Annotated in this window: 20 protein-coding genes, 1 pseudogene and 1 riboswitch; of the genes and pseudogenes, 9 read left to right on the forward strand and 12 right to left on the reverse strand. The window is 71.0% G+C overall.

Annotation, left to right across the window (positions count from 1 at the left end):
• A pseudogene (locus ACFVFQ_RS35040) lies at window positions 1-297 on the reverse strand (non-ribosomal peptide synthetase); the annotation flags it as partial.
• A gap of 104 nt (window positions 298-401) precedes the next feature.
• Window positions 402-3,038, reverse strand: a complete 2,637-nt coding sequence (locus ACFVFQ_RS35045; RefSeq protein WP_383424050.1) for a Pls/PosA family non-ribosomal peptide synthetase — start codon at window positions 3,036-3,038, stop codon at window positions 402-404.
• A gap of 1,274 nt (window positions 3,039-4,312) precedes the next feature.
• Here ACFVFQ_RS35045 and ACFVFQ_RS35050 point away from each other — a divergent pair.
• Window positions 4,313-5,230 (forward strand): LysR family transcriptional regulator, encoded by a 918-nt coding sequence (locus ACFVFQ_RS35050; RefSeq protein ID WP_383424053.1) that lies wholly within the window; start codon window positions 4,313-4,315, stop codon window positions 5,228-5,230.
• Between the two features lie 93 nt (window positions 5,231-5,323).
• On the opposite strand, the gene ACFVFQ_RS35055 is transcribed toward ACFVFQ_RS35050, so the two are convergent.
• Window positions 5,324-5,989, reverse strand: a complete 666-nt coding sequence (locus tag ACFVFQ_RS35055) for a hypothetical protein (protein WP_383424055.1) — start codon at window positions 5,987-5,989, stop codon at window positions 5,324-5,326.
• A gap of 291 nt (window positions 5,990-6,280) precedes the next feature.
• On the opposite strand from ACFVFQ_RS35055, the gene ACFVFQ_RS35060 reads away from it, so the two are divergent.
• Window positions 6,281-7,297: a GlxA family transcriptional regulator gene (locus ACFVFQ_RS35060; protein ID WP_383424058.1), complete on the forward strand. Its 1,017-nt coding sequence runs from the start codon at window positions 6,281-6,283 to the stop codon at window positions 7,295-7,297.
• Window positions 7,294-8,007 (forward strand): DJ-1/PfpI family protein, encoded by a 714-nt coding sequence (locus ACFVFQ_RS35065; protein ID WP_383424060.1) that lies wholly within the window; start codon window positions 7,294-7,296, stop codon window positions 8,005-8,007. Before ACFVFQ_RS35060 ends, ACFVFQ_RS35065 begins: the two co-directional genes overlap by 4 nt.
• A 115-nt stretch (window positions 8,008-8,122) precedes the next feature.
• Here ACFVFQ_RS35065 and lgt read toward each other — a convergent pair whose 3' ends face one another.
• Entirely contained in the window at window positions 8,123-8,956 is an 834-nt protein-coding gene (gene lgt, locus ACFVFQ_RS35070) for a prolipoprotein diacylglyceryl transferase (protein ID WP_383424063.1), read from the reverse strand.
• Window positions 8,957-9,072: 116 nt separating this feature from the next.
• On the opposite strand from lgt, the gene ACFVFQ_RS35075 reads away from it, so the two are divergent.
• Window positions 9,073-9,570, forward strand: a complete 498-nt coding sequence (locus ACFVFQ_RS35075; RefSeq protein WP_383424066.1) for a MarR family winged helix-turn-helix transcriptional regulator — start codon at window positions 9,073-9,075, stop codon at window positions 9,568-9,570.
• Between the two features lie 92 nt (window positions 9,571-9,662).
• Here the strand turns inward: ACFVFQ_RS35075 and ACFVFQ_RS35080 are convergent, their stop codons facing one another.
• From ACFVFQ_RS35080 to aceA, 5 genes are all read right to left on the reverse strand, one after another.
• A complete protein-coding gene (locus ACFVFQ_RS35080) occupies window positions 9,663-11,150 on the reverse strand; it encodes an MFS transporter (protein ID WP_383424068.1) in 1,488 nt (495 codons plus the stop codon).
• Window positions 11,151-11,298: 148 nt separating this feature from the next.
• Window positions 11,299-12,591, reverse strand: a complete 1,293-nt coding sequence (locus tag ACFVFQ_RS35085) for a polyprenyl synthetase family protein (RefSeq protein WP_383424071.1) — start codon at window positions 12,589-12,591, stop codon at window positions 11,299-11,301.
• A gap of 530 nt (window positions 12,592-13,121) precedes the next feature.
• Window positions 13,122-13,493, reverse strand: a complete 372-nt coding sequence (locus tag ACFVFQ_RS35090) for an OsmC family protein (RefSeq protein WP_383424073.1) — start codon at window positions 13,491-13,493, stop codon at window positions 13,122-13,124.
• 305 nt (window positions 13,494-13,798) lie between these two features.
• Window positions 13,799-15,415, reverse strand: coding sequence for a malate synthase A (gene aceB / locus ACFVFQ_RS35095; RefSeq protein WP_383424076.1), 1,617 nt, complete (start codon window positions 15,413-15,415; stop codon window positions 13,799-13,801).
• 117 nt (window positions 15,416-15,532) lie between these two features.
• Window positions 15,533-16,816, reverse strand: a complete 1,284-nt coding sequence (gene aceA / locus ACFVFQ_RS35100) for an isocitrate lyase (protein ID WP_383424079.1) — start codon at window positions 16,814-16,816, stop codon at window positions 15,533-15,535.
• Between the two features lie 392 nt (window positions 16,817-17,208).
• Here aceA and ACFVFQ_RS35105 point away from each other — a divergent pair, with 392 nt between their 5' ends.
• From ACFVFQ_RS35105 to ACFVFQ_RS35125, 5 genes are all read left to right on the forward strand, one after another.
• Window positions 17,209-18,615 carry a short-chain fatty acyl-CoA regulator family protein gene (locus tag ACFVFQ_RS35105; RefSeq protein WP_383424081.1) on the forward strand — a complete coding sequence of 469 codons (1,407 nt, stop codon included), beginning with the start codon at window positions 17,209-17,211 and terminating at the stop codon, window positions 18,613-18,615.
• Window positions 18,616-18,717: 102 nt separating this feature from the next.
• Window positions 18,718-19,779, forward strand: a complete 1,062-nt coding sequence (tsaD, locus tag ACFVFQ_RS35110) for a tRNA (adenosine(37)-N6)-threonylcarbamoyltransferase complex transferase subunit TsaD (RefSeq protein WP_383424083.1) — start codon at window positions 18,718-18,720, stop codon at window positions 19,777-19,779.
• An 18-nt stretch (window positions 19,780-19,797) separates the two neighbouring features.
• Window positions 19,798-22,443, forward strand: a complete 2,646-nt coding sequence (gene alaS, locus ACFVFQ_RS35115; RefSeq protein ID WP_383424085.1) for an alanine--tRNA ligase — start codon at window positions 19,798-19,800, stop codon at window positions 22,441-22,443.
• A gap of 101 nt (window positions 22,444-22,544) precedes the next feature.
• Window positions 22,545-22,693: riboswitch (cobalamin riboswitch) on the forward strand.
• Window positions 22,694-22,729: 36 nt separating this feature from the next.
• Window positions 22,730-22,951, forward strand: a complete 222-nt coding sequence (locus tag ACFVFQ_RS35120) for a CbtB-domain containing protein (protein ID WP_383424087.1) — start codon at window positions 22,730-22,732, stop codon at window positions 22,949-22,951.
• A 21-nt stretch (window positions 22,952-22,972) separates the two neighbouring features.
• Window positions 22,973-23,725 carry a CbtA family protein gene (locus ACFVFQ_RS35125; protein ID WP_383424089.1) on the forward strand — a complete coding sequence of 251 codons (753 nt, stop codon included), beginning with the start codon at window positions 22,973-22,975 and terminating at the stop codon, window positions 23,723-23,725.
• 84 nt (window positions 23,726-23,809) lie between these two features.
• Here ACFVFQ_RS35125 and ACFVFQ_RS35130 read toward each other — a convergent pair whose 3' ends face one another.
• The 3 genes from ACFVFQ_RS35130 to ACFVFQ_RS35140 form a co-directional block, all read right to left on the reverse strand.
• Complete coding sequence (locus ACFVFQ_RS35130; protein WP_383424091.1) at window positions 23,810-24,391, reverse strand: histidine phosphatase family protein; 582 nt, start codon at window positions 24,389-24,391, stop codon at window positions 23,810-23,812.
• 111 nt (window positions 24,392-24,502) lie between these two features.
• Window positions 24,503-24,937: a hypothetical protein gene (locus ACFVFQ_RS35135; protein ID WP_383424094.1), complete on the reverse strand. Its 435-nt coding sequence runs from the start codon at window positions 24,935-24,937 to the stop codon at window positions 24,503-24,505.
• An 81-nt stretch (window positions 24,938-25,018) separates the two neighbouring features.
• The gene (locus tag ACFVFQ_RS35140; protein WP_383424097.1) at window positions 25,019-25,855 is read right to left on the reverse strand and encodes a heavy metal-binding domain-containing protein; all 837 of its coding nucleotides are present in this window, start codon (window positions 25,853-25,855) and stop codon (window positions 25,019-25,021) included.
• Window positions 25,856-25,910: the final 55 nt, after the last annotated feature.

Consider the following 25,910-nt stretch of genomic DNA (forward strand, 5'->3'; position numbering starts at 1 on the left):
CACCCGGCACGGCAGCGCCGGCCCACCCTCGGCGGGCCGGTAGCCGCAGGTCACCTCCGCCTCCCCGGAGAGCGCGGCGAGCACCTTGGCGTGCGCGGCCAACAGTACGGCGTTCAGGGGGACTTCCTGTGCGTCGGTCCACTGGTCCAGACGCCTCACCAGGTCCCTGGGAAGCGGCTGTTCGTGGACCGCGATGCCGGGCTGCGGTTCGGGGGCCCATCGCGGGATCGCGGTGAAGCCGCCCGCAGTGAGGGCCTGCCGCCAGTACTCCCGGTCGTCGTCCATGGACTTGGTCATCGTGCTTCCTCCGTTGGCTCGTGTCGTGGCGGCGCTGCTGGCCGGCCGTGGCGAGGCGATGGTGACGGGTGTCGTGCTGGGTGAGTGGCGGGTGGGTGGGCCCGTCAGCTCGGTGCGGTCTTGGTGACGGCCGCGCTGCGGGGTTGAGGGTTCCGCAACGGCAGTTGACTGCCGTTCGTTGGGCCGGGTGCCTGCGCGGTGTCTGTGGGAGCGTGAGCGGTGTGTTGGCTGCGGTTGCCCTGGATCTGCACGGCCGGGTTCCCCGCCCACCGGGCGTTCCGGGGCACCTCTTCGCCCTTCATCAGGAAGGAGTCGGCGGCCAGTACCGCGCCCTCCTCCATCGTCACGCCGTAATGCACCAGCGCGCCCACCCCGACGGTGCATCCGGCGCCGAGCGCGCTGCGGTCGGACTTGAAGGTGCCGTCCTCCTGCGAGTGGCACTGGATCTTGCTGCCGGCGTTCAGGGTGCAGTCGTCGCCGATGGTGGTGAGCGTGCGTTCGGTGAGGTAGCAGCCGTCGTCAAAGACCCGACGGCCGAGCCGGACGCCCAGCATCCGCCACAGGACGTTCTTGAACGGGGTGCCGTTGAAGGCGTTGAAGTGGGTGTCGGGCACCTTCCACAGTCGCTCCTGGTGCCAGAAGTGCGGGTCGTAGATGGAGCACACCTGTGGTTGTAGCGGGCGGAACCGCGTCAGGCACCGTTCGACCAGCGCGTAGTAGACGGCGGTGAAGGCCATGACGCCCACCAGGAACCCGGCGTCCAGCAGGTTGCCGAGCCAGTCCTCGCGGTTGGCGGTCGCCACGCTCAACACGGTCAGGCCGAAGAAGTGCGCCCAACGGATGAGCAGCACCAGGCCGATGGTGCGGAGGTTGTACCGGTTCTTGGCGGCCAGGCGGTGGCGCAGTTCGTCGCCGCTGCGCAGGTGGTCGAAGCGGCTGTCGCGCTCCACCGTCCGCGGGATCTCGAAGCTGGGCGAACCCAACAGTCCCACGCCCTCCCGGATTTCGCCGTCGAGCGGCACCATCACCTTGGTGGCCAACAGGCAGTTGTCGCCGGTCCGACCGCCGGACGGATAGGCGATGAAGTTGCCGAGGAAGTTCTGCCTGCCGATCGTGGTGGGCACGACGCTGAAGGACGTGCCGGAGAACTCGGCGTTGATGATGGAGAGTCCGTCGGCGACCATCGTGCCGCTGCCGACGCTGTTGGAGAACGGTGACTCGTGCTGTACGGCGCTGCCGAAGTTCGAACCGGTCTGCTCGACGTGGGAGAGGTCGTATCCCAGGCTGCGCAGGTAGTGGACGATGTAGGAACTGTCGCCGAACAGCCAGATGAAGAACTTCAGGTTGGTCATCCGCGCCACCGAACGGTGCACCGCGTAGCGGAAGCCGTACAGCGGATACACCGCGCCGGGCTTGATGACCCGGTGCAACAGGCGCGGGACGGTGGTCAGCACCGCCAGTCCGACGATGACGAAACCGAAGAACAGCACGAGGGAGAGCAGTAGGGCGTTGAGGTAGAACACCGGTGAGGTGAGGGGTTGTTCGTCCAGGTCGCCCTGGCCTCCCAGCACGGGCACCCCGCTCCAGAGCAGGGAGAAGAGCGAGATGGTCAACGGCACGGTGATCAGCAGTGTCTTGGCGAGGGTGAGCACTCCGAAGGCTGCTCGTCGGAGGGTGCCGCACTGGGTCGGCGCGACCCGCACGTAGTTCAGCTCCGTGGGTTGCGCCGGCGAGCCGTGCCACCGTCGGCCGGCCGGCACGGCCTCGCCACGTTGGAGGGTTGAGGTGTGGCCGAGTTGGGCCCCGTCGCCCAGCGCGGTGTCGATGTCCAACACGGTCCGCTCGCCGATGAAGACGTTGCGGCCGAGGGTGACTGTGCCGGTCTGGATCCGCCCGGCGTGGGCCCGGTAGCAGAGGAAGAACGAGTCCTTGCGGAGCACGCTGCCGGTACCGATGGTGAGCAGGTCGGTGCAGACGGGGACGTGGTGGGACAGGATCGTGACGTGCTTGCCGATCCTCGCGCCGAGGGCCCGGAGGTAGAGCACATACCCGGGGCTGCCGATGAGCAGCACTATCGGGTTGGCGTGCACCAACACCTTGACGATCCAGAAGCGCAGATACGTCACTCCCCAGACCGGGAACTCGCGGGGCGTCCACCGTCCGATGAGGATCCACTTGACCATGACCGGAAACGAGCACAGGCCGACGAATTCGGCGCTGCCGAAGACGATGGCCCGCCCGTAGACGCCGACGAGCCCCGATCCTCTGGAAACCCAGGCGTAGCCCCTCGTGGTGGCGAGCGCGACGAGGTAGGAATACCCGAGGAAGAACGCCAACTGCGCGGCGCCACACGCCACATAGCGGACGGTACTTCCGGGGTGCGGCGGTTCTACCGGGATCTCCGCATGGGCGGTGGACGCGGCTGCGGGCTGGGGGATGGCATCGACCAATGCCGCCGCCAGACTTCGGATCGTGGAGTGCTTGTAGACGTCCTTCATCGATACCGGCGGCAGGTCGTCGCGTTTCCTGACGCGGGCACAGAAATGCGCCATCACCAGCGAGTCCGCGCCCAGGTCGTCAAAGAAATGACCGTCGAGCGACACTTGTTCGACGCGCATGACTTCGACCAGCAGCGCGGAAAACTCTTTCTCCAGGTCAACTGTCGCTCTGCTGCCGCTACTTGCCGTCGTCGCGGTTTCGGCCGACGCACCTGCCGCGACACCGGCGGATTCTCTACCCACCTGAGCTCCTTGAGCACCTAATGCCCGTACCAGCGGGCTGAATTCGATTCACGAAGCACGCAACCGCAATGCGTCATGGAGACGCAGTCGGCAGAAATCGCGCCGCGGAACGGCAAGTTGGCGGCGCGCACCCGGCCCGATCACCAGGCCGCCAGCCGGCCGTCACATCCGAACGGGAATGCCCCTGATTTCCCCTGCGCGATGGTCGGCAACGCATCCGGCACCGGCGGCCCGATCGACGGGCTCAGGCGCATCGCCCCAGGTCGCATCGACCGCGGACCGCCCCGACGGCACATCACATCGGCATCTCACGCCCGTCCCGCGCACCGCCGGTGGAGCCGCTCGCCGTTTTCCCGAATCGCTCTCCCCACCCGGCGGAAGACGCCCGGCCACCCGCCCCTCACCGCGGCCGGAAATCCTCACACGAGGACACAGCAACTCCCCCGCACCCACGGGAACACTGCGCTCCCAGCTTTCACCGCCCAGGCGACGACGCGCCCGAGGAAACCGCACGGCGATCCATCTGCGACCCACCGCGCGGCCTCGAACATTCACCCCGGATCAGTTCCGACAGAAGTCGAACGCCAGACCAAGTTCCCGGCACGCAGCCCCCTTTCTGATCCAACTGAACGCGATCGTTGAAGAACGTAGGGGTCTGCACCGTTGCCAAGCCAGCCAGGTGTAGGCCAACCAAAATTGCAAACTTACGCAGAATGGAAAACGATCAAACTCGCGATATCGACAAGGTTTGGCCACGGCGTGACGCAACATGATGCAGCGCTCACCACCTGCTCTTCCATGCCCTGCCGAACGCTCGAAATCCAAGAACGTCACCACACCACCCACTCCCGCGAAACAAGGCAAACGGTGCTTACCGGGCATAGTGCGCATAAATCCCTAAATACTCATCAACGCGCGCAATAAATAACTCTAGGATTGAGTGGCGCGCCCATAAACGCTCGTCCGGACTGGCGCAAAGCAGCCGAACCGACGGGTGTCATGAATAAAGATTCACCCCAGCTCCGGTAACGGCACGCCCGCCCCGGTAAACTCACTACCAGGCCGCTCGGAAAATACGCTTATCGCGTCCTTTTGACATTCTTTCAACTAGCCGAGGCGCGACCCGGGCGAGAAGTAGATCCACACTCGGCCCGGCCGACAAAGCACCCTGGTCACGCGATCCGCGGGCGGGCCAACCAGGCTCGGCAATCCGACACGGGCGCCGACATCAGTGCCCGACCGCCGACAATGTCTGTCAACTATATGATCCAGCTATGACCAATATGATGGACGATATCAGCCTGACGAAACGGCTGCTGGAGCAGTTTTTGGTGGTGGCCGAGGAGAAGCACTTCGGTCGTGCCGCGGAGCGGCTTTCCATGAGCCAACCGCCGCTGAGCCAGTCGATCCAGCGACTGGAACGCGGCCTGGATGTGCGGCTGTTCGAGCGCAGCCCGGGCGGTGTCCGACTGACCGCGGCGGGGGAAGCCTTCGCCGTGGACGCCCGGCGACTCCTCGATGCACAGTCCGCGGCCATCGGGCGGGCCCGACGCATCGCGAGCGGCCTGGAGGGAGACGTCCGGGTGGGGTATGTGAGCATCCTCAGTCACCACTACCTTCCCGGGCTTCTGCGCGCCGCGGCCGAGGAGTTGCCGGGTCTGCGCATCCATCTGCATCAGGACTCCTCGGCCGCCGTCGCCGAGATGGTCCGCTCCGGCACCCTGGACCTCGGGTTCCTGCGCGACCCCTCACGGCTGTCGGACGAACTCACCAGGCATGACTTCGCCGTCGAGCGGATCATCGCCGCGGTGCCGCACGACCACCGGCTGGCCGACGCCGACGAGATCCACCTGAGCGAGTTGAGCGGCGAGGGCTTCGTCCTCCCGGACGCCAGGCAGCTTCCGGTGCTGGCCCAGCAGATCCAACTCGCCTGTAGCGAGGCCGGGTTCACGCCCCGTGGGCGCGCGGTGGCCGACGACCTCACCGGTCTGTTCAGCTATGTCGCCTCCGGACTGTGCATCGCCCTGTTGCCCGAACGCCTGCGGGACTTCGCCGTCCCCGGCGTCTCCTTCGTCATGCTCCACGGCACGTCACGGCGCCTGGAGACCACCGTGGTCGCCGTGCGCCGCCCCGACGCGGACGCGGCGGTCCTCCGCCTCTTGGAACTGATCAGCCGCCGCATGGCCGACTAGGCCGTCAACTGCCCGGCCCCAACTGCCAGTACGAGGGGCGCAGCCTCCCCCTCCGCACGCCGCGCCGGGTCCCACTCCTCCCGCGCACCCGCCTCAGAAGACCAACTCACCGATCAGCAGCACGAAGAACATCACGAACGACAGGGCCACCGCGGCCGCCGCGGCCGCGGTCATTCTGCTGAGTACCAGGAGCAACACGCCCCACGGTGGCGGGTTCGCTCGCAGCGACACGCCCTTCTCGACCGTGACCCGTCGGGGCCCCACGCAGACGAGGGACAACAGCCCCGCCGCGCCGCACACGATGCCGCAGACCACCCCGAGCATCAGCGCTGCCTGCGCCGGCTCGGGTTGGGTGTAGCCACCGTCGGACCGGCGTTGAAGTCTCATCGGGCCGTCGCCGGTGTACCGGATCACCTCGTAGACATGCGCCGAGGTGTCGGTGAAGGTGCCGTTCAAGGCGGTGAACGTGCCGGTGCACTCGCGCCTGGCGGACTTGCCGCTGCCGGTGACATAGCAGTGGGCGGAGGTGAGTTTCCCGGGCGTGCCGGCCAGGGCCGCGTGATAGGCGAACGCCGGCCAGGCAAAGGACATCAACCAGGCCGCCAGTGCGAGCACGCCCGCCGTCAGGAGCACGCCGAATGCGGTGAGCGTCCAACTCGGCTTCTCGGGCACGGTGGTGGAGTCCGTGGCGACCGCGGCCGTGCCTGCCTTCCGGCGGGCGGCCCGGCCGTTCGCATTCGCACTCCCGTTGCCAGTCACCTGAAGACGTCCCCCTTGAACGAACTGACGACGCCCCCGGTATCCGCGTTCATCCGGACTCCCGGACCGTCGAGCGTCACCTGGCCCCAACACCCGGGCCAGTTCCCCTCATCATCCGACACGTCTGCGGACGTCACCTAGCGATTCCGCGGTTGGAAACGCGTTGCATACGGCCTCCGCATGGGCCTTGTGTAAGGGCCCCGCCGCGAAGTGGGCCCTGGCCCTTGGGCGTTGTCGAGGGGGCTTCGGCGTCGTCAAGCGGGCGCGGCGCGCGATGGCGCGAATCGTGGGATGCCTGTCGTTGACGCCATTGGTTGGGGCGAGCAGGCTGAGGACGTGCATCAACGCCGCATTGTGTTTGTGATTTTCGACGGGTTCCAGGCACTGGATCTGGTGGGCCCGCATGAGGTGTTCCAGTACGCGGGGAGACTGGCGGGCGGCTACGACTGCCAGGTCCTGGCGCCCGACGCCGGGCCGGTGCGGCCGTCCAGCGGCCTGTCCGTCCACGCCGGACACGGCGTTGCCGATCTCGACCCGCGTGGCATCGACACCCTGGTGGTGGCGGGCGGATACGGCGTGGACCGGGCGGTGCGGGACGGCGCGCTGGTCGAGTGGGTCGCCGCGGCCGGGGCTTCGGCCCGCCGCGTTACGTCGGTGTGCAGCGGGGTGTTCCTGTTGGCGGCCGCCGGGCTCGTCGAGGACCACCGGGTCACCACCCACTGGTCCCGGGCCGACCAACTCGCCCGGCAGCACCCGCAATTGCGGGTGGACTGCGACCCGATCTTCATCAGGGACGGGCGGGTGTGGACCTCGGCCGGCGTGACGGCAGGCATGGATCTCGCACTGGCCCTGGTGGAGGATGACTTGGGCCGGGACACCGCCCATACCGTCGCCCAGGAACTGGTGCTCTTCCTGCGCCGGCCCGGCGGCCAGTCACAGTTCAGTGTGCCGCTGTGGTCGCGCCAGCCGTCCAGCGATCCGATCCGGGCCGCGGTGTCGGCGATCCATGCGGACCCCGGGGCCCGGCACGGCATCGCCGATCTCGCCGCGCAGGCGGGCCTGAGCCCCCGTCACCTACAGCGCCGCTTCGCCGCCGAACTCGGCATACCTCCCGCGGCGTTCGTGGAACGGGTGCGCGTGGAGGCCGCGCGCCGGGCCCTGATCGACGGCGAGGACTCGGTCGAGACCATCGCCCGTCGCTGCGGCTTCGGTACCGCGGAGACGCTGCGGCGTTCCTTCCACCGACAGGTCGGCGTCGCGCCGTCCGAGTACCGGGACAGATTCCGAACCATCAAGGAGTACGCATGACGACGCGCAGGGTGCCTGGGGCGCACGGCACGACCTACGGGCTGTTGGTGTTCGACGGGGCCGAGGAACTGGACTTCGTCGGCCCCTGGGAAGTCTTCACCTCCTCCGCCATGCTCCGCGAGCAACAGGGCGGCGGGCAGCGGGACACCGCCGTGTTGATCGCCGAACGGCCAGACATCGTCCGCTGCAACAAGGGCATGCGGGTGCTGCCCGACCACACCTTCGATGACCATCCGCCGCTCGATGTGCTGCTCGTGCCCGGTGGGAACGGCACCCGCACACAGGTCTCCAACCCCGCACTCATCGAGTGGGTTCGCCGGACCTCCGCCCAGTCCGCCTGGACCACCAGCGTGTGCACCGGTTCATTGCTGTTGCACGAGGCGGGCCCGGCCCGGGGCCGTCGGGTGGCCACTCACCACGCGTTCGAGGACGCCCTTCAGGCGCGCGGAGACATCACCGTGGTCCGCGACGCGCGCTATGTCGTCGACGGCCAACTGGCCACCAGCCAGGGCGTGTCCGCCGGAATCGACATGGCGCTGTGGCTGATCGGCCGGCTGCACGGCCGCGACCACGCCCGTGCCGTGCGCCGCTACATCCAGTACGAGCCCGCCCCGCCCTACCTCGCCGACGAGCCGATCGAGCCGGTTGAGCCGAACGGGCCGGCCGGGTCGGGTGAGCCGGCCGGCCCGGAGCAACCAACGGCCGTCTGAGAGGTGGTGCGGCCGTACGGCGAGCACAAAGCCAACGTGGCGGCCGACTTCAAGTCGACCGCCACCGCCTAACCCCCCGCCAACGCCGCTGCCAGACCCGGCGCGCCGCACGGCGTCAGCCGCCATCGCTCCCGGCCGTCTTCCCGGACGCGTCGCGCTGCCGGCGCCGGGTGGCGATCAGGTAGCCCGCCGCCGCGAGGAAGAGGGCGAGGGAGACCCAGTCGTTGAGGCGCAGGCCGAGGAAGTGGTTGGCGTGGTCGATGCGCAGCGCCTCGATCCAGGCCCGGCCGGCCGTGTAGGCCAGGACGTAGCAGGCGAACAACCGGCCGTCGCGGAGCCGGTAGCGACGGTCGAGCCAGAGCAGTAGGGCCATCACGCCGACGTCCCACAACGACTCGTACAGGAACGTGGGGTGGTAGAACGCGACGTTCTCGTAGCCGGGCGGCCGGTGCGCGGGGTCGATGAGCAGCTTCCACGGCAGTGAGGTGGGGCCGCCGAAGAGTTCCTGGTTGAAGTAGTTGCCCCACCGGCCCATTGCCTGGGCCAGCACCAGGCCGGGCGCGGCGGCGTCGGCGAAGTCCGCCAGTTTGATGCCGCGTCGCCGGCAGCCCAGCCAGGCACCGAACGCGCCGAGCGCGACGGCCCCCGGGATGCCCAGGCCGCCATCCCACACGTACAGGGCGCGGATGGGTTCGCGACCGGCGCCGAAGTACAGCTCCGGGTCGGTGATGACGTGGTAGAGACGCCCGCCGAGCAGGCCGAACGGGACGGCCCACACGGCGATATCGGCGATGTCGTCGGCGACGCCACCGCGCGCCGCCCATCGGCGGCGGGTGAGCCACACCGCCGCGAAGATCCCCGCGATGATGCAGAGCGCGTAGGCCCTGATCGGCACCGGGCCCAGGTGCCAGACCCCCTGCGAAGGACTCGGCAGATATGCCAGAACCATCAACTCGACCACTCTCGACGTCAGACCCGGAATGTTCCGGTGCGGGACCGCTCGACAATACATCGGGCACCGAAGCTCTTGGTCGTCGCACCGGGCTCCGCGGTTAAAGTCCTCCCATGCCACGTCAGTCCCGCCCCGATTGCCCACCGGCCTCGCCCTCCGTGGGTTCCACGGATGCCCGTCTGCTCACCGAGGCCGTGACCCGGCTGCGGCGCGCGCTGCGCGCCTCCATCCGCACGGACTATCCGTGGGAACAACTGCCCATGGCCCAGGTCGAGTTGCTCCAGGTCCTCGCGGAGCACTCCCCGGCCCGGGTCAGCGATCTCGCCGCCCGTCAGCGCCTCGCCGCCAGCACGGTCAGTGGGCTGATCGGCCAGATGATCAATTCCGGGCTGGTGGCCCGCGGCGTCGATCCGTCCGATCGTCGCGCCTCCGTCGTCACCCTCACCGAGGCCGGCCGGACCCAGCTCACTGCCTGGACCAACGCTCATGAACGGCGCCTCGACGACGCGCTGGGCGCGCTGGGCGAGGCGGATCGCGCAGCCGTCCGCGCCGCCCTGCCCGCCCTGCTTCGCATCGCCGGGCATCTGGAGGGCGACGAGGCCGGTACGTAGTCGGGGCGCCGGGTGGTCCGTGCGCGGGTTGGGTCGGCTCGGCTACTCGCCGTTGACCGTTGAAGTCCTTGAGATCCTTGAGGCCCTTGAGGTCAACAGCCCTCGCTCGGCGGCGAGATGACCGGTTGTCGCCGCCGGCCGCCAGCGTCGCGTACAGCGCGCCGTCGCGCGCTCCGAGGGCCGAGTGCGGCGGCGGCAACGGAGAGCATCGCCGCGGCGAGCAGGACCAGCAACGCCCAGCGCGCGCCGTTCAGTCCGGCGGTGCCGAGCGGGGCGACGTGCAGGGCGAGGGTGACCAGCGCGACGCCGAGCGCGGTGCCCAGGCCGCGGGCCATGTTCACCAGGCCCCCGCCGGTGCCCGAGGAGCCGGCCGGAATCGCGCCCATGATCAGCGCGTTGTTGGCCGGGGTGAACGTCCCGAGCCCCAGGCCCAGCAGGACGAGGACGGGGGGCAGGCTCCCGGACGTCATCGGGACGGCGAGCATGACGGCCAGCGCGCCGACGCACACCAGCGCGCCCAGGAGACAGCGTCCGCGGTCGGACATGCCGGTCGGCAACAGGCGGTCGGCCGCGGTCGCGCCCAGGGCGAAGCCGGCGGGCAGCGCCGTCAGCACCAGTCCGGCCACCAGTTCCGACGCTCCGCCCGTCGTCAGCACGATCGGCACCAGCACCAGCGGGCCGAAGAGGACCAGATAGCCGCAGAGCGCGCCGACCAGACCGGCCGAGACCGTCCGCACCCGGAGCAGCGCCAGGTCCAGCAGCGGAGCGGCGGCGCGGCGCTGCCGGACGACGAAGGCCCATCCCGCGGCGGCCGCCACGACGAACAGCAGGGCGACGCCCCATCCGGGCACCGGGAGTCCGGAGGCGGCCGAGACCCCCAGCAGCGCGGAGGTCGTCGCCAACGCCAACAGCCCCAACCCCGCCCAGTCGAAACCCGACGTGCGGTGGTGGGCGCGCGTCCGGGGCAGCAGGTAGTGCCCGGCGATCAGGGCCACCAGCCCGATGGGCACGTTGACGCCGAACACCCAGCGCCAGCCCAGCGTCGAGACCAGGGCGCCGCCCACGGTCGGGCCCAGTGCCAGGCCGAGTGCCTGGGCCGCTGCCTGGACGCCCAGCGCGGTCCGCATGCGGTTCGGTGGCGCGCTCGTGGCCACCAGCGCCACGCTGTTGGCCTGCATCAGTGCCGCCCCGGCTGCCTGGAGGACCCGGAAGCCCACCAGTGCGCCGAGCGCGGGCGCCAGGCCGCAGGCCGCCGATGCCACCGTGAAGACCACGAACCCGTAGAGGTACATCAGCTTGCGGCCGTGGGCGTCCGAGAGCCGGCCCATCGGTACGAGCAGGGCGACCAGCGTCAGCAGGTACGCCAGCGACACCCACTCCACCGCCGCCAACGAGGCGCCGAACTCGTCCCGCAGGCTGCCGTAGGTCAGCGTCACGATGCTGGCGTCGAGCTGCCCCATGAAGGCCCCGAAACAGACCGTCGCCACCGCCAGCCACCAGGCGTGCGGATAGCCGCGTATGCGCTGCGGCCGGGGCCGCTCGCGGGCCAGTGCCTGTAGCGCGGAGCGGGATCGAGGCATCGGCTGTCCGGTCACGCTTCCCCCTGCTCCACGGCTTGAGGCTCTACCACTCCCTAATTATATCGGCATCCGAACTATTTTGTTACCGTCGGGCTCGTCACCCCCGGGCTCAGGCAGGCGCGGAGGCTTCCGTCTCAGGCGCTCCAGCTCAGGTGTTCCACGTGCGGCGGACGACGGCGGTGGCCGCCTCGGCGAGCGCGGTGGTGTGCGGGGAGTCGGGAAGGTGCGGCCGCACGGCGGTCCATGCCTGGTCCAGCAGCGCCGTTGCCTGCTCCTCGCACCGCTGGACGGCTCCGCTGGCGTCGATGGTCCGGGCCGCGCGGCGCACGGCGCGCTCGTCCGGCTCGGCCTGCAGGGTGCGCCACAGTTCCGCCGCCTCGTCGCGCGGCAGCAGCGTCACGGCGTGGGCCAGCGGGAAGGTGACCTTGGCGTTGTGCAGGTCCTCGGCCACGCGCTTGGTGGCCCGGTCGCGGTGCATCACTCCGCGCAGGTCGCTCACGTCGTCGGTGATCTGGTACGCGAGACCGACGGCCTCGCCGAACTCCCCCAGCGCAGCGCGCTGTTGGGGCGTCGCGCGCCCGGCGAGGGAGGCGATCTCGCACACCGCACGGACCTGGGCGCCGGTCTTCAACCGGTGGGTGAGCGTCAGCATGGTCAGCAGCGGCTCCGGGTCGCCGGTGGCCAACGCCGCGGTCATCTCCTTCTGGTGGCCCTGGATGTCCAGTGCCTGGCCGGCGTGGGTGGCTCGCAGGTTGGCGAGGTAGGTCTCGTAGACCGCCAGGCGGAGTTCGGCGTCGTCCGGGAAGCAGCGCCGGATGGCCCGGTCGACGCTGAAGTAGGCCGCGGTCCCCGCGTTGATGGCGGTGGCCTCGCCGAAGAGCATGTGGGCCGCCGGGCTTCCGCGGCGGACCGGCGAGGTGTCCTCGACGTCGTCGACCATCAGCGAACCGGCGTGCCCCATTTCGCAGGCGGCGATGAGCTCGGCGTAGCGGTGCGGGCTGACGCCGTAGATCTCCAGGACGCGGGCCATGAGATGGGCGCGCCAGCGCTTGCCGCCGGCGTCGAGGAGATGGCGTACCGGTGAGATCAGGGCCGCGTGCAACCGGAGGTCGCGCTGCGTGGAGCCGGCGTCGTCGGGGGGAACGGCCCCGTCCCGGCCCATCAGTTCGGCGCTGAGCGCCGGGCCCGGGGTGTCCGGGCAGAGCCGCCCGAGCCCTTCGTGCAGCGCGGCGGTCGCCTCGACCATGGCGGCGGTCCGCGTCGCGCCGGCGTCAACGAGGCCGTCCCGCCGGGGGTCTTCGGACGATGCGGCGAGCGGGTGCGGCCCGTCGCGTTGCGGGAGGTCCGGTGCATCGCGTACGCCCGTGGGGAGCGGCTGGGACCCGCCGACCCGCACGGCGCCGAGCCGCGGGCCAGGAAGGGAGGACATTTCATCGGGCATGGAATGCTCGCTCCGTTGCGAGGGAAATCGTGCCGGAATACTGGCCAATTGGCCCCGGCGATCGGCCCTCCGGAAAGCTCTTTGTCCGCGGGTTGCTGGACCTCGTCGCCGGCTGCGCCAACCGTTCGGGGCGGATGGACGCTGTGGAGCGTATCAGCGAAATCCGTATCACAGGAGGGCGGATGCTGGGGAACCGGTCCGTTTTGGTCGCGCAAAAGGCGCAGAAGCAGTGCGCCGCAGGTCAGCCCGTACTTCCATACGACTTAACGGCCCGGCTGGTTCGTGCTCACCGATGCCGATGCCTTCTCGGATCGGGGCCCCATCATGAGGACCTCTCCCCCTCGTTCGCCGCTTTCCGAAAACGCCATTTCATCTGCTACTGAGTCCCCTGCATCCACCCACGAAGAGTTATCCCGAGAGAAATACGCATTGTGGCCGAGGAGTTCGTCAGCGGTGTGGCGGGGAATGCCGGCGAGCGCGGGCGGCGCTTTTCGGGAGGGGCGTGGCCCTACGGGCGGCGCGGCCGCGGGTCAGGACGGGTCGAAGGACAGCGGCTTGCTCAGGGTCGCGCGGACCGGTGAGCGGGCGAGGCGTTCGAGGACCGCGGGGCGGTGCGCCGCGAGCTCCGGGTCGAGGGAGAGTTCGTAGCAAAAGCGGGTCGCGGTCTCCTCGCGCGCCAGGTGGACCCGGACGCTCACCTCGGCCTCGACGACGCCCAGTTCGGCCAGCGCCATCCGCGCCGAGATGGTCAGGCAGGTGGCCAGGGACGCCTCCAGCAGCTCATGGGGGCGCATGCCGGTCGTGCCGCCGACGCCCGCCTTGAGCGTGTCGGCCAGGCCCTCGTTGTCGCCCGCGCGAAACCTGACCTGCCAGGGCGTCGGTAGTGCCGCTGCCTCGATCATCGTCCTGCCTCTCTGCCGGCCGCCTCGCTGCCGGCTGTCTCCCTGCCCGAAGGCGCTGCGTATCGGCTCAAGTCGCCCTGGGTCGCCCCAAGTTGACTCACGTCAACAACAGGGGAGCGTAGCGAGTGGCTCAATGGGCGAGAAGGGGTATCCGGATGGTGGGATAGGTGGCGCGCCCAGAACCCGGCGCGGAGCGGGTGGTGCGTTGAACGCGGCGGGGCGCGGGGCAGGTTGGTGGCCTGCTCCGCGCCCCGTTCCACAGCAGCCGCGCGGGTCCCTCAACCCCCGCGGCGCACCCGGGCCCCTCAGCCCCGGTCGTCGGTGGGGAGTTCCCGTTGCGGGTGTCGCACGAGGTGACGGGGATAGGCGTCCGTCGTGAAGAAGGCGGGCAACTCGGCGGTCAGGGCGGTGCGTTGGAAGAGCGCCCGGACCTCTTCGACGGCCGCCCAGGGGTACTCGGCACCGAGGGAGGCGAGCTCCTCGTCGAGGATCTGCCGCACCGTCTCCCGGTCGACGACGCGGTGGCGCAGCCACTGCCAGACCTGGGCGCGGGCGATCTCGGCGGTCGCGGCGTCCTCCATCAGGCCGTTGAGGGCGACGGCGCCGCTGCCGCGGAGCCAGGCGTCGAAGTAGCGCACCGCGACGGCGATGTTGGTGCGCAGCCCCTCGGGGGTGGGCGGCCCGCTGATCCGGCGCACCGAGAGCAGGTCCCGCGCGGTGACCTCCACGTCGTCGCGGGTCCGCTCGATCTGGTGCGGCCGGTCCCCGAGGACGGCGTCGAAGACCTCGCGGCAGACGGGGACGAGGCCGGGGTGGGCGACGCAGGAGCCGTCGAAGCCGTCTTCGGCCTCGCGCTCCTTGTCCAGTCGGACCTTGGCGAGCGCGGCCTGGTGGGCGTCCGGGTCCTTGCCGGGCACGTGTGCGGCCATGCCGCCGATGGCGTGGGCGCCGCGCCGGTGGCAGGTCTGGACGAGCCGTTCGGTGTACGCCCGCATGAAGGGGGCGGTCATGGTCACCTTGGCGCGGTCCGGCAGTTGGAAGTCGGTGCGGTGGCCGAAGGTCTTGATCAGGCTGAACAGGTAGTCCCAGCGGCCCGCGTTCAACCCGGAGCTGTGCTCGCGCAGTTCGTAGAGGATCTCCTCCATCTCGAACGCGGCGGTGATCGTCTCGATGAGGACGGTGGCGCGGATGGTGCCTCGGGGCATGCCGAGCAGGTCCTGGGCGGTGACGAAGATGTCGTTCCAGAGCCGGGCCTCGTAGCGGTTCTCCAGCTTCGGCAGGTAGAAGTACGGGCCGTGGCCGGCGTCGATCTGGCGCTGGCCGCAGTGGAAGAGGTAGAGGCCGAAGTCGACGAGGGCGGCGGGGACCGGGGCGCCGTCGAAGTGGAGGTGTTCCTCGTCGAGGTGCCAGCCGCGCGGGCGGACGACGAGGGTGGCGAGCCGGTCGGGGGCGTCGAGTCGGTATTCCTTGCCGTCGAGGCTGGTGAAGTCGTTCCGGCGGTCGAGGGCGTCGCGCAGGTTCAGCTGCCCGTTGATGACGTTGTCCCAGGTGGGGGCGGTGGCGTCCGCGAAGTCGGCCATCCACACCCGGGCGCCGGAGTTGAGGGCGTTGAGGGCCATGCGGCGGTCCGGCGGTCCGGTGATCTCCACCCGGCGGTCGGTCAGGCCGGGGGCGGGCGGGGCCACCCGCCAGGTCGGGTCGGCGCGGACGGCGGTGGTGACCAGGGGGAAGTCGAGCGGGGAGCCGGTGGCCAGGCGCAGGGCCTGCCGGCGGCGTTCCTTCATCAGGTCCCGCCGGCGCTCGGCGAACGCCGCCGTCAACCGGCCGACGAAGTCCAGGGCCTCGGGCGTGAGGACCTCGTCGTGGCGCGCCCCCGGGGCGGCGAGCACATGGACGGATCGGGGCGGTGCGCTGAGGGGCATCGGGTTCTCCTGAGGGAGGGTGGGGAGCGGGGCGGACGGGGCGGGCGTCCGCCCCGTTCGGCCGGGGTGGACCAGAGGAGTCGGGCGTCGGGCCTGTGACGGCCGACGGATCACGCCCTAGTGGAACTGCTGCTCCTCCGTGGAGCCGGTCAGGGCGGTGGTGGAGGAGGCGGGGTTGACGGCGGTGGAGACCAGGTCGAAGTAGCCGGTGCCGACCTCGCGTTGGTGCTTGACGGCGGTGAAGCCGTTGGCCTGGGCGGCGAACTCCTTCTCCTGGAGGTCGACGTAGGCGGTCATGCCGTGCTCGGCGTAGCCGTGGGCCAGGTCGAACATGCCGTGGTTGAGGGAGTGGAAGCCGGCCAGGGTGATGAACTGGAACTTGTAGCCCATCGCGCCCAGTTCGCGCTGGAACTTGGCGATCTGGTCGTCGTCCAGCGCGGCCTTCCAGTTGAAGGAGGGCGAGCAGTTGTAGGCGAGCATCTGGTCCGGGTAGCGGGCGTGGAGGGCCTCGGCGAACTCGCGGGCCTGGGCCAGGTCGGGGGTGCCGGTCTCGACCCAGATGAGGTCGGCGTAGGGGGCGTAGGCCAGGCCGCGGGCGATGACCGGGGCCATGCCGTTGCGGACCCGGTAGAAGCCCTCGGCGGTGCGCTCTCCGGTGACGAACTCGGCGTCGCGCTCGTCGACGTCGCTGGTCAGCAGGTTGGCGGCGAGGGCGTCGGTGCGGGCGACGATGAGGGTCGGCACGTCGGCGAGGTCGGCGGCCAGGCGGGCCGCGTTGAGGGTGCGGATGTGCTGGGAGGTGGGCACCAGGACCTTGCCGCCGAGGTGGCCGCACTTCTTCTCGGAGGCGAGCTGGTCCTCGTAGTGGATGCCGGCGGCGCCGGCCGCGATCATCGCCTTGGTGAGTTCGAAGGCGTTGAGCGGGCCGCCGAAGCCCGCCTCCGCGTCGGCGACGATCGGCGCGAGCCAGTCGGTGGTGTCGCCGGCGTCCTCGGCGGTGGCGATCTGGTCGGCGCGCAGCAGGGCGTTGTTGATCCGACGGACCACCTGCGGCACGGAGTTGGCGGGGTACAGGCTCTGGTCGGGGTAGGTGTGGCCGGCCTGGTTGGCGTCGGCGGCGACCTGCCAGCCGGAGAGGTAGATGGCCTGGAGGCCGGCCTTGACCTGTTGGACGGCCTGTCCGCCGGTCAGGGCACCCAGCGCGTGGAGGTAGTCCCGCTCGTGCAGTTGGCGCCACAGGCGCTCCGCGCCGCGCCGGGCCAGGGTGTGCTCCTCGCGGACGCTGCCGGAGAGCCGGATCACGTCCTCGGCGCTGTAGGTGCGCTCGATGCCCTGCCACCGGGGGTCGGTGGCCCAGCGCCGCGCCAGTTCCTCGGCCGCCTGCTTCCTCGCCTCTGCCATGACTGTCACCGTCTCCTCGGTCTGGATGGGATGCCAACACCGTTGTCTGCGGGGGCGACTGGTGTGGCACCGTGTGTCGTCTTCTCGCTCTGCCGGGGTGCGGCCCGCCGTTCTGCCGGAGAGCGGACTTGACGCGATATTGCCGGTGTGGGGCACCGCCGCGGTCGGGATCTCCGACGTCAGGGCGGTGGATCGGGCCCCGATTTCGGGCGGTGCCCGACGGGTTCCGGCGGGCCGCACTCAGACTCTGGCACTGACACTGAGTGCCAACAACCGTGGAGGGTTGCCAACTTCTGCGAATCTTCCGGTGGCCATTTGCCAACATTGCGACATGTGCCTGGCGGGCGTGTTCGCCTACGCTGACCAGGACTTCGGACAGCGGAGGAGACGCGGTGAGCAAGACGTACGCGGGGGCGCGCCTGCGACGGCTGCGCGAGGAACGCCGAATGAACCAGGCGGAGTTGGCCCGCGTCCTGGGCATCTCGCGCAGCTATCTGAACCAGATGGAGCACGATTCCCGCCCGCTCACCGTCCCGGTGCTGCTGCGGCTGTCCGAAGCCTTCGGCGTCGACCCGACGTTCTTCTCCGAGCGCGACACGACCCGGCTGGTCGCGGACCTGCGCGAGGCGCTGGCCGGTGAGCTCGCCGAGGCCCGGGTCGCCACCGCCGATCTGGCCGAACTCGCCGCGCGGATGCCGGCGGTCGCCCAGGTCCTGCTCGACCTCGGCCGCCGCAACCAGCGCCTGGCCGAGCGCCTGGTCGGCGGCGAGGGCGGCCGCGGCACCGGCCAAGAGGCGCCCATCTCGCCGCACGAGGAGATCCGGGACTTCTTCTACCGCCGGCAGAACTACCTGGACGAGCCCGACCAGTCGGCCGAGCGACTGGCCGCGGAGATCGGCATCCGCCCCGGTGACGTGCTGCGGGTCCTGACCGCGCGGCTGGCCGACCGGCACGGCATCCGGCTGTCCAACGACGCCGACGACCGGCTGCACCACTACGACGACGCGACCCGGACCCTGCATCTGTCGGCCCGCCTGCGGCCCGGGCAGCGGGCCTTCCGGATGGCCACCCAACTCGCCCTGCTGGAATACCGCGACGGGCTCGACGCCCAGGCGGCCGAGGACTTCCCACCGGGCTCCCCCGCGCACGCCCTGGCCCGCATCGGCATCGCCAACTACTTCGCCGCCGCCCTGATCCTGCCGTACACCGGCTTCCACGCCGCGGCGGAGCAGGCGCGGTACGACATCGAGCGCCTCACCGACCGCTACGGCCTCGGCTACGAGACCGTCTGCCACCGCCTGAGCACCCTGCAACGCCCGCGGCTGCGCGGTGTGCCGTTCTCCTTCGTCCGGGTGGACCGCGCCGGCAACATGTCCAAGCGCCAGTCCGCGACCGGCTTCCACTTCTCCCGGGCCGGCGGCACCTGCCCGCTGTGGAACGTCTACGAGGCGTTCGCCGCACCCGGCCGCATCCACGTCCAGATCGCCGAAATGCCGGACGGGCAGCGGTACTTGTGGACGGCTCGGGCGATCACCCGGCACCGCGGCGGCTGGGGCGAACCGGGCAAGACCTTCGCCGTCGGCCTCGGCTGCGAGATCCGCCACGCCCACCGCCTCGTCTACTCCGACGGCCTGGACCTCGACAGCGGTGCCACCGCCACCCCGATCGGGATGGGCTGCCGGGTCTGCGAACGACTCGACTGCCCGCAGCGGGCCGCGCCGCCCCTGGGTCGCCCGCTGCACATCGACGAGCACACCAGCACCTTCGTCCCGTACCCGGTGGCGGACGACCGGGCGTGAGCCCGGGTGTGGGTTCCCCGCGGCCGGGGGCGGAGCACTTATTGCACATTGCTTGCAATTACCATAGATAGGCAATGAGTGGGTGTCGTGAGGGAGTGGGCCATGCCGCAGGGCCGGATCGTGCTCGGGATCGAGTCGTCGTGCGATGAGACCGGGGCCGGGATCGTGTCGGACGGGCGGCTGCTCGCGCACGCGGTGGCGTCGAGCATGTCCGAGCACGCCCGGTTCGGCGGGGTGGTGCCGGAGATCGCCGCCCGCGCCCATCTGCACTCCTTCACGCCGGTGGTACAGGAGGCCCTCGATCAGGCGGGGCTGCGGCTCGGCGACCTCGACGCCGTCGCCGTCACCACCGGCCCCGGCCTGTCAGGGGCCCTCCAGGTAGGGCTCGCGGGAGCGAAGAGCCTGGCGTACGCGGCCGGGGTGCCGCTCTACGGGGTCCATCACCTGGCCGGCCATGTCGCGGCCGACACCCTGGAGCACGGCCCGTTGCCCGATCCGTGCCTGGTGCTGATCGTTTCCGGTGGCCACACCTCGCTACTGCTGGTGCGGGACCTGGTCCGCGATCCGATCCTGCACCTCGGCGACACCATCGACGACGCCGCCGGCGAGTGCTTCGACAAGGCGGCCCGGATCTTCGGCCTGCCCTACCCCGGTGGGCCGGCGATCGACCGGGCGGCCCGGGGCGGGAACCCGTGCGCCGTCGCCTTCCCCCGCCCGCTGACGAGCGGGAAGGGCGACCCGTACGCGTTCTCCTTCTCCGGCCTGAAGACGGCCGCGGCGCGCTGGGCCGAGTCGTACCGCCTCCGGGGCGCGGAGCTCCCGTTGGCCGACGGCGCCGCCTCGCTCCAGGAGGCCGTCGCGGACGTGCTGACCCGTAAGGCGCTGGCCGCCTGCCGGGAGTACGAGGTGGGGACGCTGGTCGTGGTGGGCGGGGTGGCCGCCAACTCCCGCGTCCGGGCGCTCGCGGAGGAGCGGTGCGCCGCCGCCGGGGTGGAACTGCGGGTGCCGCCACTGACGTTGTGCACCGACAACGGCGCGATGATCGCCGCGGTCGGCGACCTGCTGGTGCGCGCGGGTGCCGCGCCGGCCCAACTGAGCGTGTCCATCGACCCGTCCGCGCCGTTGGAGTACGCCGCGTTGCATCCCGCCCTCGTTCCCGCCTGAGTCGATTCGGAGCACACCTTGCGCACCGCCGAGATCCGTTCCCGCTTCCTCACGTTCTTCGCCGACCGCGGTCACACCGTGGTGCCCAGTGCCCCGCTGCCGACGCCGGACCCCACCCTGCTGTTCGTCAACGCCGGCATGGTCCCGTTCAAGCCCTATCTGACCGGCGAGCAGGAGGCGCCGTGGCCGCGGGCGACCAGCGTGCAGAAGTGCGTGCGCACGCTGGACATCGAGGAGGTGGGGAAGACCACCCGGCACGGCTCGTTCTTCCAGATGAACGGGAACTTCTCCTTCGGGGACTACTTCAAGGAGCAGGCCATCGCCTTCGCCTGGGAGCTGTCCACCTCCCCGGTCGCGGACGGGGGTTACGGCCTGGACCCGGAGCGGATCTGGGTGACCGTCCACCACTCCGACGACGAGGCGCGCAGCCTGTGGCGGGCGCTCGCGGGGCTGCCCGACGAGCGGATCGTGGCCCGTGGTGACGAGGACAACTTCTGGTCGATGGGCGTGCCCGGCCCCTGCGGTCCGTGCTCCGAGCTGTACTACGACCGGGGCCCGGCGCTCGGCCGCGCGGGCGGCCCGGTGGTCGACGAGGACCGCTACATGGAGTTCTGGAACCTGGTCTTCATGCAGGACGAGCGCGGCGAGGGCGCCGGCAAGTCCGGCTACCCGATCCTCGGCCGGCTGCCCCGCCCCAACATCGACACCGGCATGGGCCTGGAGCGGATGGCCACCCTCCTCCAGGGCAAGGACAACCTCTACGAGATCGACGAGACCCGGCCCGTCCTCGACCGCGCCGCGGAGCTCGCCGGGGTCGGCTACGGCGCGGAGCACCCGTCGGACGTCCGGCTGCGGGTGGTCGCCGACCACGTCCGCACCGCGTTGATGCTGCTCGCCGACGGCACCGCGCCCGGCAACGAGGGGCGCGGCTACGTCCTGCGCCGCATCCTCCGCCGCGCGGTCCGCTCGATGCGTCAACTCGGCTACCAGGACCCCGCGTTGCCCGAACTGCTCGCGGTGGCGCGGGACTGCATGGCCGCCAGCTATCCGGAGGTCGCGGACGCCTATCCGCGGATCTTTGACCAGGCGTGCGGGGAGGAGGACGCCTTCCGCGCCACGCTGCGGCAGGGCACCACCGTCCTGGACACCGCCGTCGCCCGGGTGCGGGAGGAGGGCGGACGCACGCTGCCGGGCGGGCAGGCGTTCCTGCTGCACGACACCTACGGGTTCCCCATCGACCTCACCCTGGAGATGGCGGCCGAGCAGGGCGTCGAGGTCGACCGCGAGGGCTTCACCGCCCTGATGAACGAGCAGCGCGAGCGGGCCCGCGCCGATGCCCGGGCCCGTAAGTCCGGTGGCACGGCTGACACTTCGGCGCTTCGCTCGTTGCTGGACGCGCACGGTCCCACCGACTGGCAGGCGTGGGAGTCGCTGACCGCCGAGGCCCGGGTCCTGGGGGTGCTCGGTGCGGCCGGCCCGGTCCCGGTCGCCCGCGAGGGCGAGATCGTCACCGTCGTCCTGGACCGCTCCCCCTTCTACGCCGAGTCCGGCGGCCAGGACAGCGACGCCGGCCGCCTCTCCGGCGCCTTCGCCGAGGCCGAGGTCCTCGACGTGCAGCGGCCGCTGCCGGGGCTGATTGCGCATCACATTCGGATCGCTACGGGCGAGTTGTCCGTCGGCGACGAGGTGGTCGCCGCGGTCGATCCCGAGTGGCGGCTGGGCGCCCGGCAGGCCCACTCCGGCACCCATGTCCTGCACGCGGCGCTGCGCGAGATCCTCGGCCCGACGGCCCTCCAGGCCGGCTCCTACAACCGGCCCGGCTATCTGCGCCTGGACTTCCCCTGGCGCGGCGCCCTCTCCCCCACCGTCCGCAGCGAGATCGAGGAGGCCGCCAACCGGGCGCTGCGCAGGGATCTGCCGGTGGGCGTGCGGTGGATGACGCTGCCCGAGGCCAAGGAGATCGGCGCGCTCGCCCTGTTCGACGAGACGTACGGGGAGCAGGTGCGGGTGGTCGAGATCGGCGGCGCCTGGTCGCGCGAGCTGTGCGGCGGCACCCATGTCGAGCACGCCGCGCAGATCGGCACGGTCGCGCTGACCGGCGAGTCCTCGGTCGGCGCCGGGATGCGACGGCTGGAGGCGGCGGTGGGCATCGAGGGCTTCGCCTATCTGGCCCGCGAACGCGATCTGGTCTCGCGGATCGCCGAGCAACTGGGGGCGCCGCGCGCGGAGTTGCCCGAGAAGATCGGTGGCCTGCTGGACCGGTTGAAGGCCGCAGACCGCGAGAACGCCCGGCTGAAGGCCCAGGCCACCGCGGCGCGGGCCGCGGAGCTGGCCGCCACCGGCGTGGACGCGGGCGGCACCCTGGTCGTCACCGCCAGCGCGCAGGGCCCGGCCGCCGATGCGCGCGCCCTGGCCCTGGCCGTCCGCGACCGGCTCCCGGCGGACCGCCCCGGCCTGGCGGCGGTCGCCGGCGACGACGGCGCCCTCGTACTCGCCCTCAACGGTGCCGCCACGGCCGCCGGGTTGAACGCCTCCGCCGTGGTCAAGCAGTTGTTGGACGGCCGCGGCGGCGGCTCCAAGGAGGTCGCGCAGGGCGGCGGGGTGCCCGCCGAGCGACTGCGCCACCTCCTGGCAGAACTGCCGCATCTCGTCGGGCGGGGGTGAGCGGCGGCGGGGCCGGCCGGCGGTTACTCGGGTCGCCGGCCGGCCCACCGCCCGGCGCGAGAGGAAGATCACGCCCAGCGATCCGCATCTTGGCCATGCACCTGCCACGCGGTATCGTCGGCGCGATTATTGACGACGGCATGACGGAAGCCGGTGGGAATCCGGCACGGTCGCGCCACTGTGAGCGGGACGGTCCAGCGCGTTGGGCGTCCCGTGAGTCAGACCCGCAGCCGTCGCCCTGTGCACCACCGAGATGGGACGCGAACTCCCAGAAGGAGGCCCCGCCATGGCGCAGTCCGTCGCCCAGCCGACCGTCGACTCCCCCGCGGTACCCACCACACTCCCGCTCAAGGCGATTGCCCCCTGGGCGCTCTTCTTCGGCATCCTGATGCTGGTCCTGCTCTACTTCGTCGGCGCCGAGCAGGGCGCCACCTCCGTCTTCAACGGCACGGACATCCACGAGTGGGTGCACGACGGCCGCCACCTGCTCGGCTTCCCCTGCCACTGACGCGAGGGACGCCGCACGCCCATGAACTCCACAACGGTCCGAAACCTCCTCGTCCGTGGCATGCTCGCCGGCCTCGCAGCCGGCGTGCTCGCGCTGGTCGTCGCCTCTCTCCTCGGTGAGCCGAACGTCGACAGCGCGATCCGGTTCGAGGCCGCCCACTCCCACGAACACGAGCCGGAAGTCATCTCCCGCTCCCTCCAATCCACCGCCGGCCTCGCCACGGGCGTACTGGTCTACGGGGTCGCCTTCGGCGGCATCGCCAGCCTCGCCTTCTCCTTCGCGCTCGGCCGCGTCGGCCGCTTCGGCCCCCGGGCGACCGCGCTGCTGCTGTCCGGCTGCGCGCTGCTCGCCGTGTACGTGGTGCCGTTCCTGAAGTACCCGGCCAATCCGCCGTCCGTCGGCGAACCCGACACCATCGGCAAACGCACCGCCCTGTACTTCCTGATGATGCTGCTCAGCGTGTTGCTGGCGCTGGCGGCCACCATCCTGGGCAAGCGCCTGGCACCGAGGTGGGGCGCCTGGAACGCGACCGTCGTCGCGGTGGTGGCCTTCGCCGTCGTGATCGGTGTGGCCTATGCCGTCCTGCCGGCCGTCAACGAGGTGCCGACGGGCTTCCCGGCCACCCTGCTGTGGCGGTTCCGTCTCTCCGCCCTGGCCATCCAGACCGTGTTGTGGGGTGGATTCGGCCTGCTCTTCGGGGGGTTGGCGGAGCGGCTGCTGCGCCCGCGGGCCGAGGCCGCTACCGCCGGCCGAGCGGTCCCCGTCGAGAACTGACGCCCGCGCCAGGAGAATTGCCGCCCGTGACGCACACGCGTGGGAGGGCCCACGGAACCTCCGAGGCCCTTCCACGCGTCTGCGTTACGAGGGCAGGGGCAACGACTGGCCGAGCCGCAGGTTCCAGCGGCCGGCCCGGCCGCTGAGTTCGGTGGCCGTCAACGGGGGTACGTCCAGCCGCCAGAAGGCCGGCGCGGGCAGGCCGAGGACGCGTACGACCGCCGCCCGCACCACCTCGGGCTCGACGACGGCGAGCGTGCGGCCGTCCGCGGGCAGCGCGTCCAGCCAGCGCGCCACGCGTCCGCACAGGTCCTGTACCGACTCGCCGCCATGGGGCGCGCAGGTCGGGTCGGCGAGCCAACGGCCCACGGCCTCCGGTTCGGCGGCCCCCACCTCGTCAAGGGTTCGGCCCGTCCAGCGACCCACGTCGAGACCGTGCAACTCGGCCGCGTCCGCGCCTTCGAGGCCGAGCGCGGCGGCCGTCTGACGGCAGCGCGCGCTCGGGGAGGTGAGCACCCGGGCGGCCCGGGGCAGCGATCCGGCGGCTGAACGGGCCCTGGCGGCCCCGCTGTCGTCGAGAGCGTCACCCTCGTCACCGGCAACAAAACGGGCCTGCCGCAGTGACCGGCTCATCGCGGGCGAGACGAGGGTGACACGACGGGTCACGGGGCTGCCTCCTGGTGGGGTGCGGGGTGCGGTGCGGGGTGCGGTGCGGGGATCGCGGGTGCCGCGAAGCCGCTCGGCGGAGACCCGTCGACACGCGCCGACACGCTGGGGTCACCCGCCCAACAGCAGCCGCTCCAGCGCCGCCCGGGCCCGGGCGTCGGACTCGGCACGGCTGGCGAGGGCCGCGGCCAGCTCCCGCACCCACTCGTCCAGGGCCACCGGGCGCCGGGAGAGGATCACTCCCCGCACCTCCCGGCACACCTCGCCGCTCGGGCGGCCGCCGGAGAGGTTCAGCACCAGGCGCTGCTCGCCCAGCGCGACGTCCAGGCACACCACCTTGCCTTCCCGGCCGGCCAGTCGATCGGCCATGCCGCGCTTGCGCTCGATCGCCACCGACCCCGGCGGCAGCGCGTCCGCCAGCGTCCCGGTGAGCACCTGGGCGTACACCTCCAGATCGGCGGCGTCCCGGCGCAGTGCGGCGGCGAGCAGCTCGACGGAGGCGGGATCGCCGCCGGGCTCGGGCGGCACGGGGAGGTGGGAGGACATCGACAGCGGCCTTTCGTTTCGGTCTGGGTCCAACGGATCGCGTGCGCCCGGGTCTTGCGACCCCGGCCCATCGGACGGGCCCTACCCGTCCAGGCTCAGCACCATCGTCGGACGTTCGATGACGTGGTCTTCGCGCAGCGGTCGCACGGCCGTGCCGATGGCGAAGAACTCGGTGGTGTGCCCGCCCCAGCGGTGGTTGTGGGAGTTGAGCTGCACCCCGACGATGCCCTCGGCATGCAGCTCCTCCGCCTCCCGCTGCATCCGCTCCATCGCCAACTCCCGGGCGTCGTAGAGCGCCTGGGTGAACGGCTCGATCTCCACGTTCTTGCCGATGTTGGAGAACATCGAACCGAGCTTCTGGTGGGCGATGTGGTACACGCAGGTGCCCATCACCATGCCCAGCGGGGCGTACCCGGCGCGGACCAGGGTCCAGAAGTCCTGTCCGCTCAGGTCCGAGGTGAACGGCTGTCCCTTGGCGTTGCGCCAGCTACCGTTGCCGCCGGGCGCGGGCGCGTCCGCCTTGACCGCGGTGCCGATCGCGATGAACTCGGCGATGTCGTTGCCGAACTCCCGCGCCTCGACGGAGAGTCGCACGCCCACGATGCCATCGGCGCCGAGCTGTGCCGCCTCGGCCTCCATCCGGGTCATGGCCAACTCCCGGGCGTGGTACATGGCCTGGCTCAACGTCGTGAGCTCCTGGTTCTTTCCCCAGCGGCCGAGCTGGATGCCCACGTGGTAGATCGAACTGCCCAGTACCAGGCCGAGCGGTCGGAACCCCGCCTCGCGCACGAGCAGGAACTCGTTGACCGACAGGTCACTGGTGAAGAGCGAGCCCCCCGGCCGGCCGGGCTGGAGTTCGGCCAGCCGCCGCATCGCATCGGCCGGTACGCCCTGGGCTGTCGGGTCGGTGGCGGTCATCAGCGGTCCCCCTCGGGAAAGTGTCTGGTGGTGAGGTGATGATGGGCGGTTGGCG

This window comes from Streptomyces sp. NPDC057743 (genome assembly GCF_042798755.1).
Classification (GTDB): Bacteria; Actinomycetota; Actinomycetes; order Streptomycetales; family Streptomycetaceae; genus Streptomyces.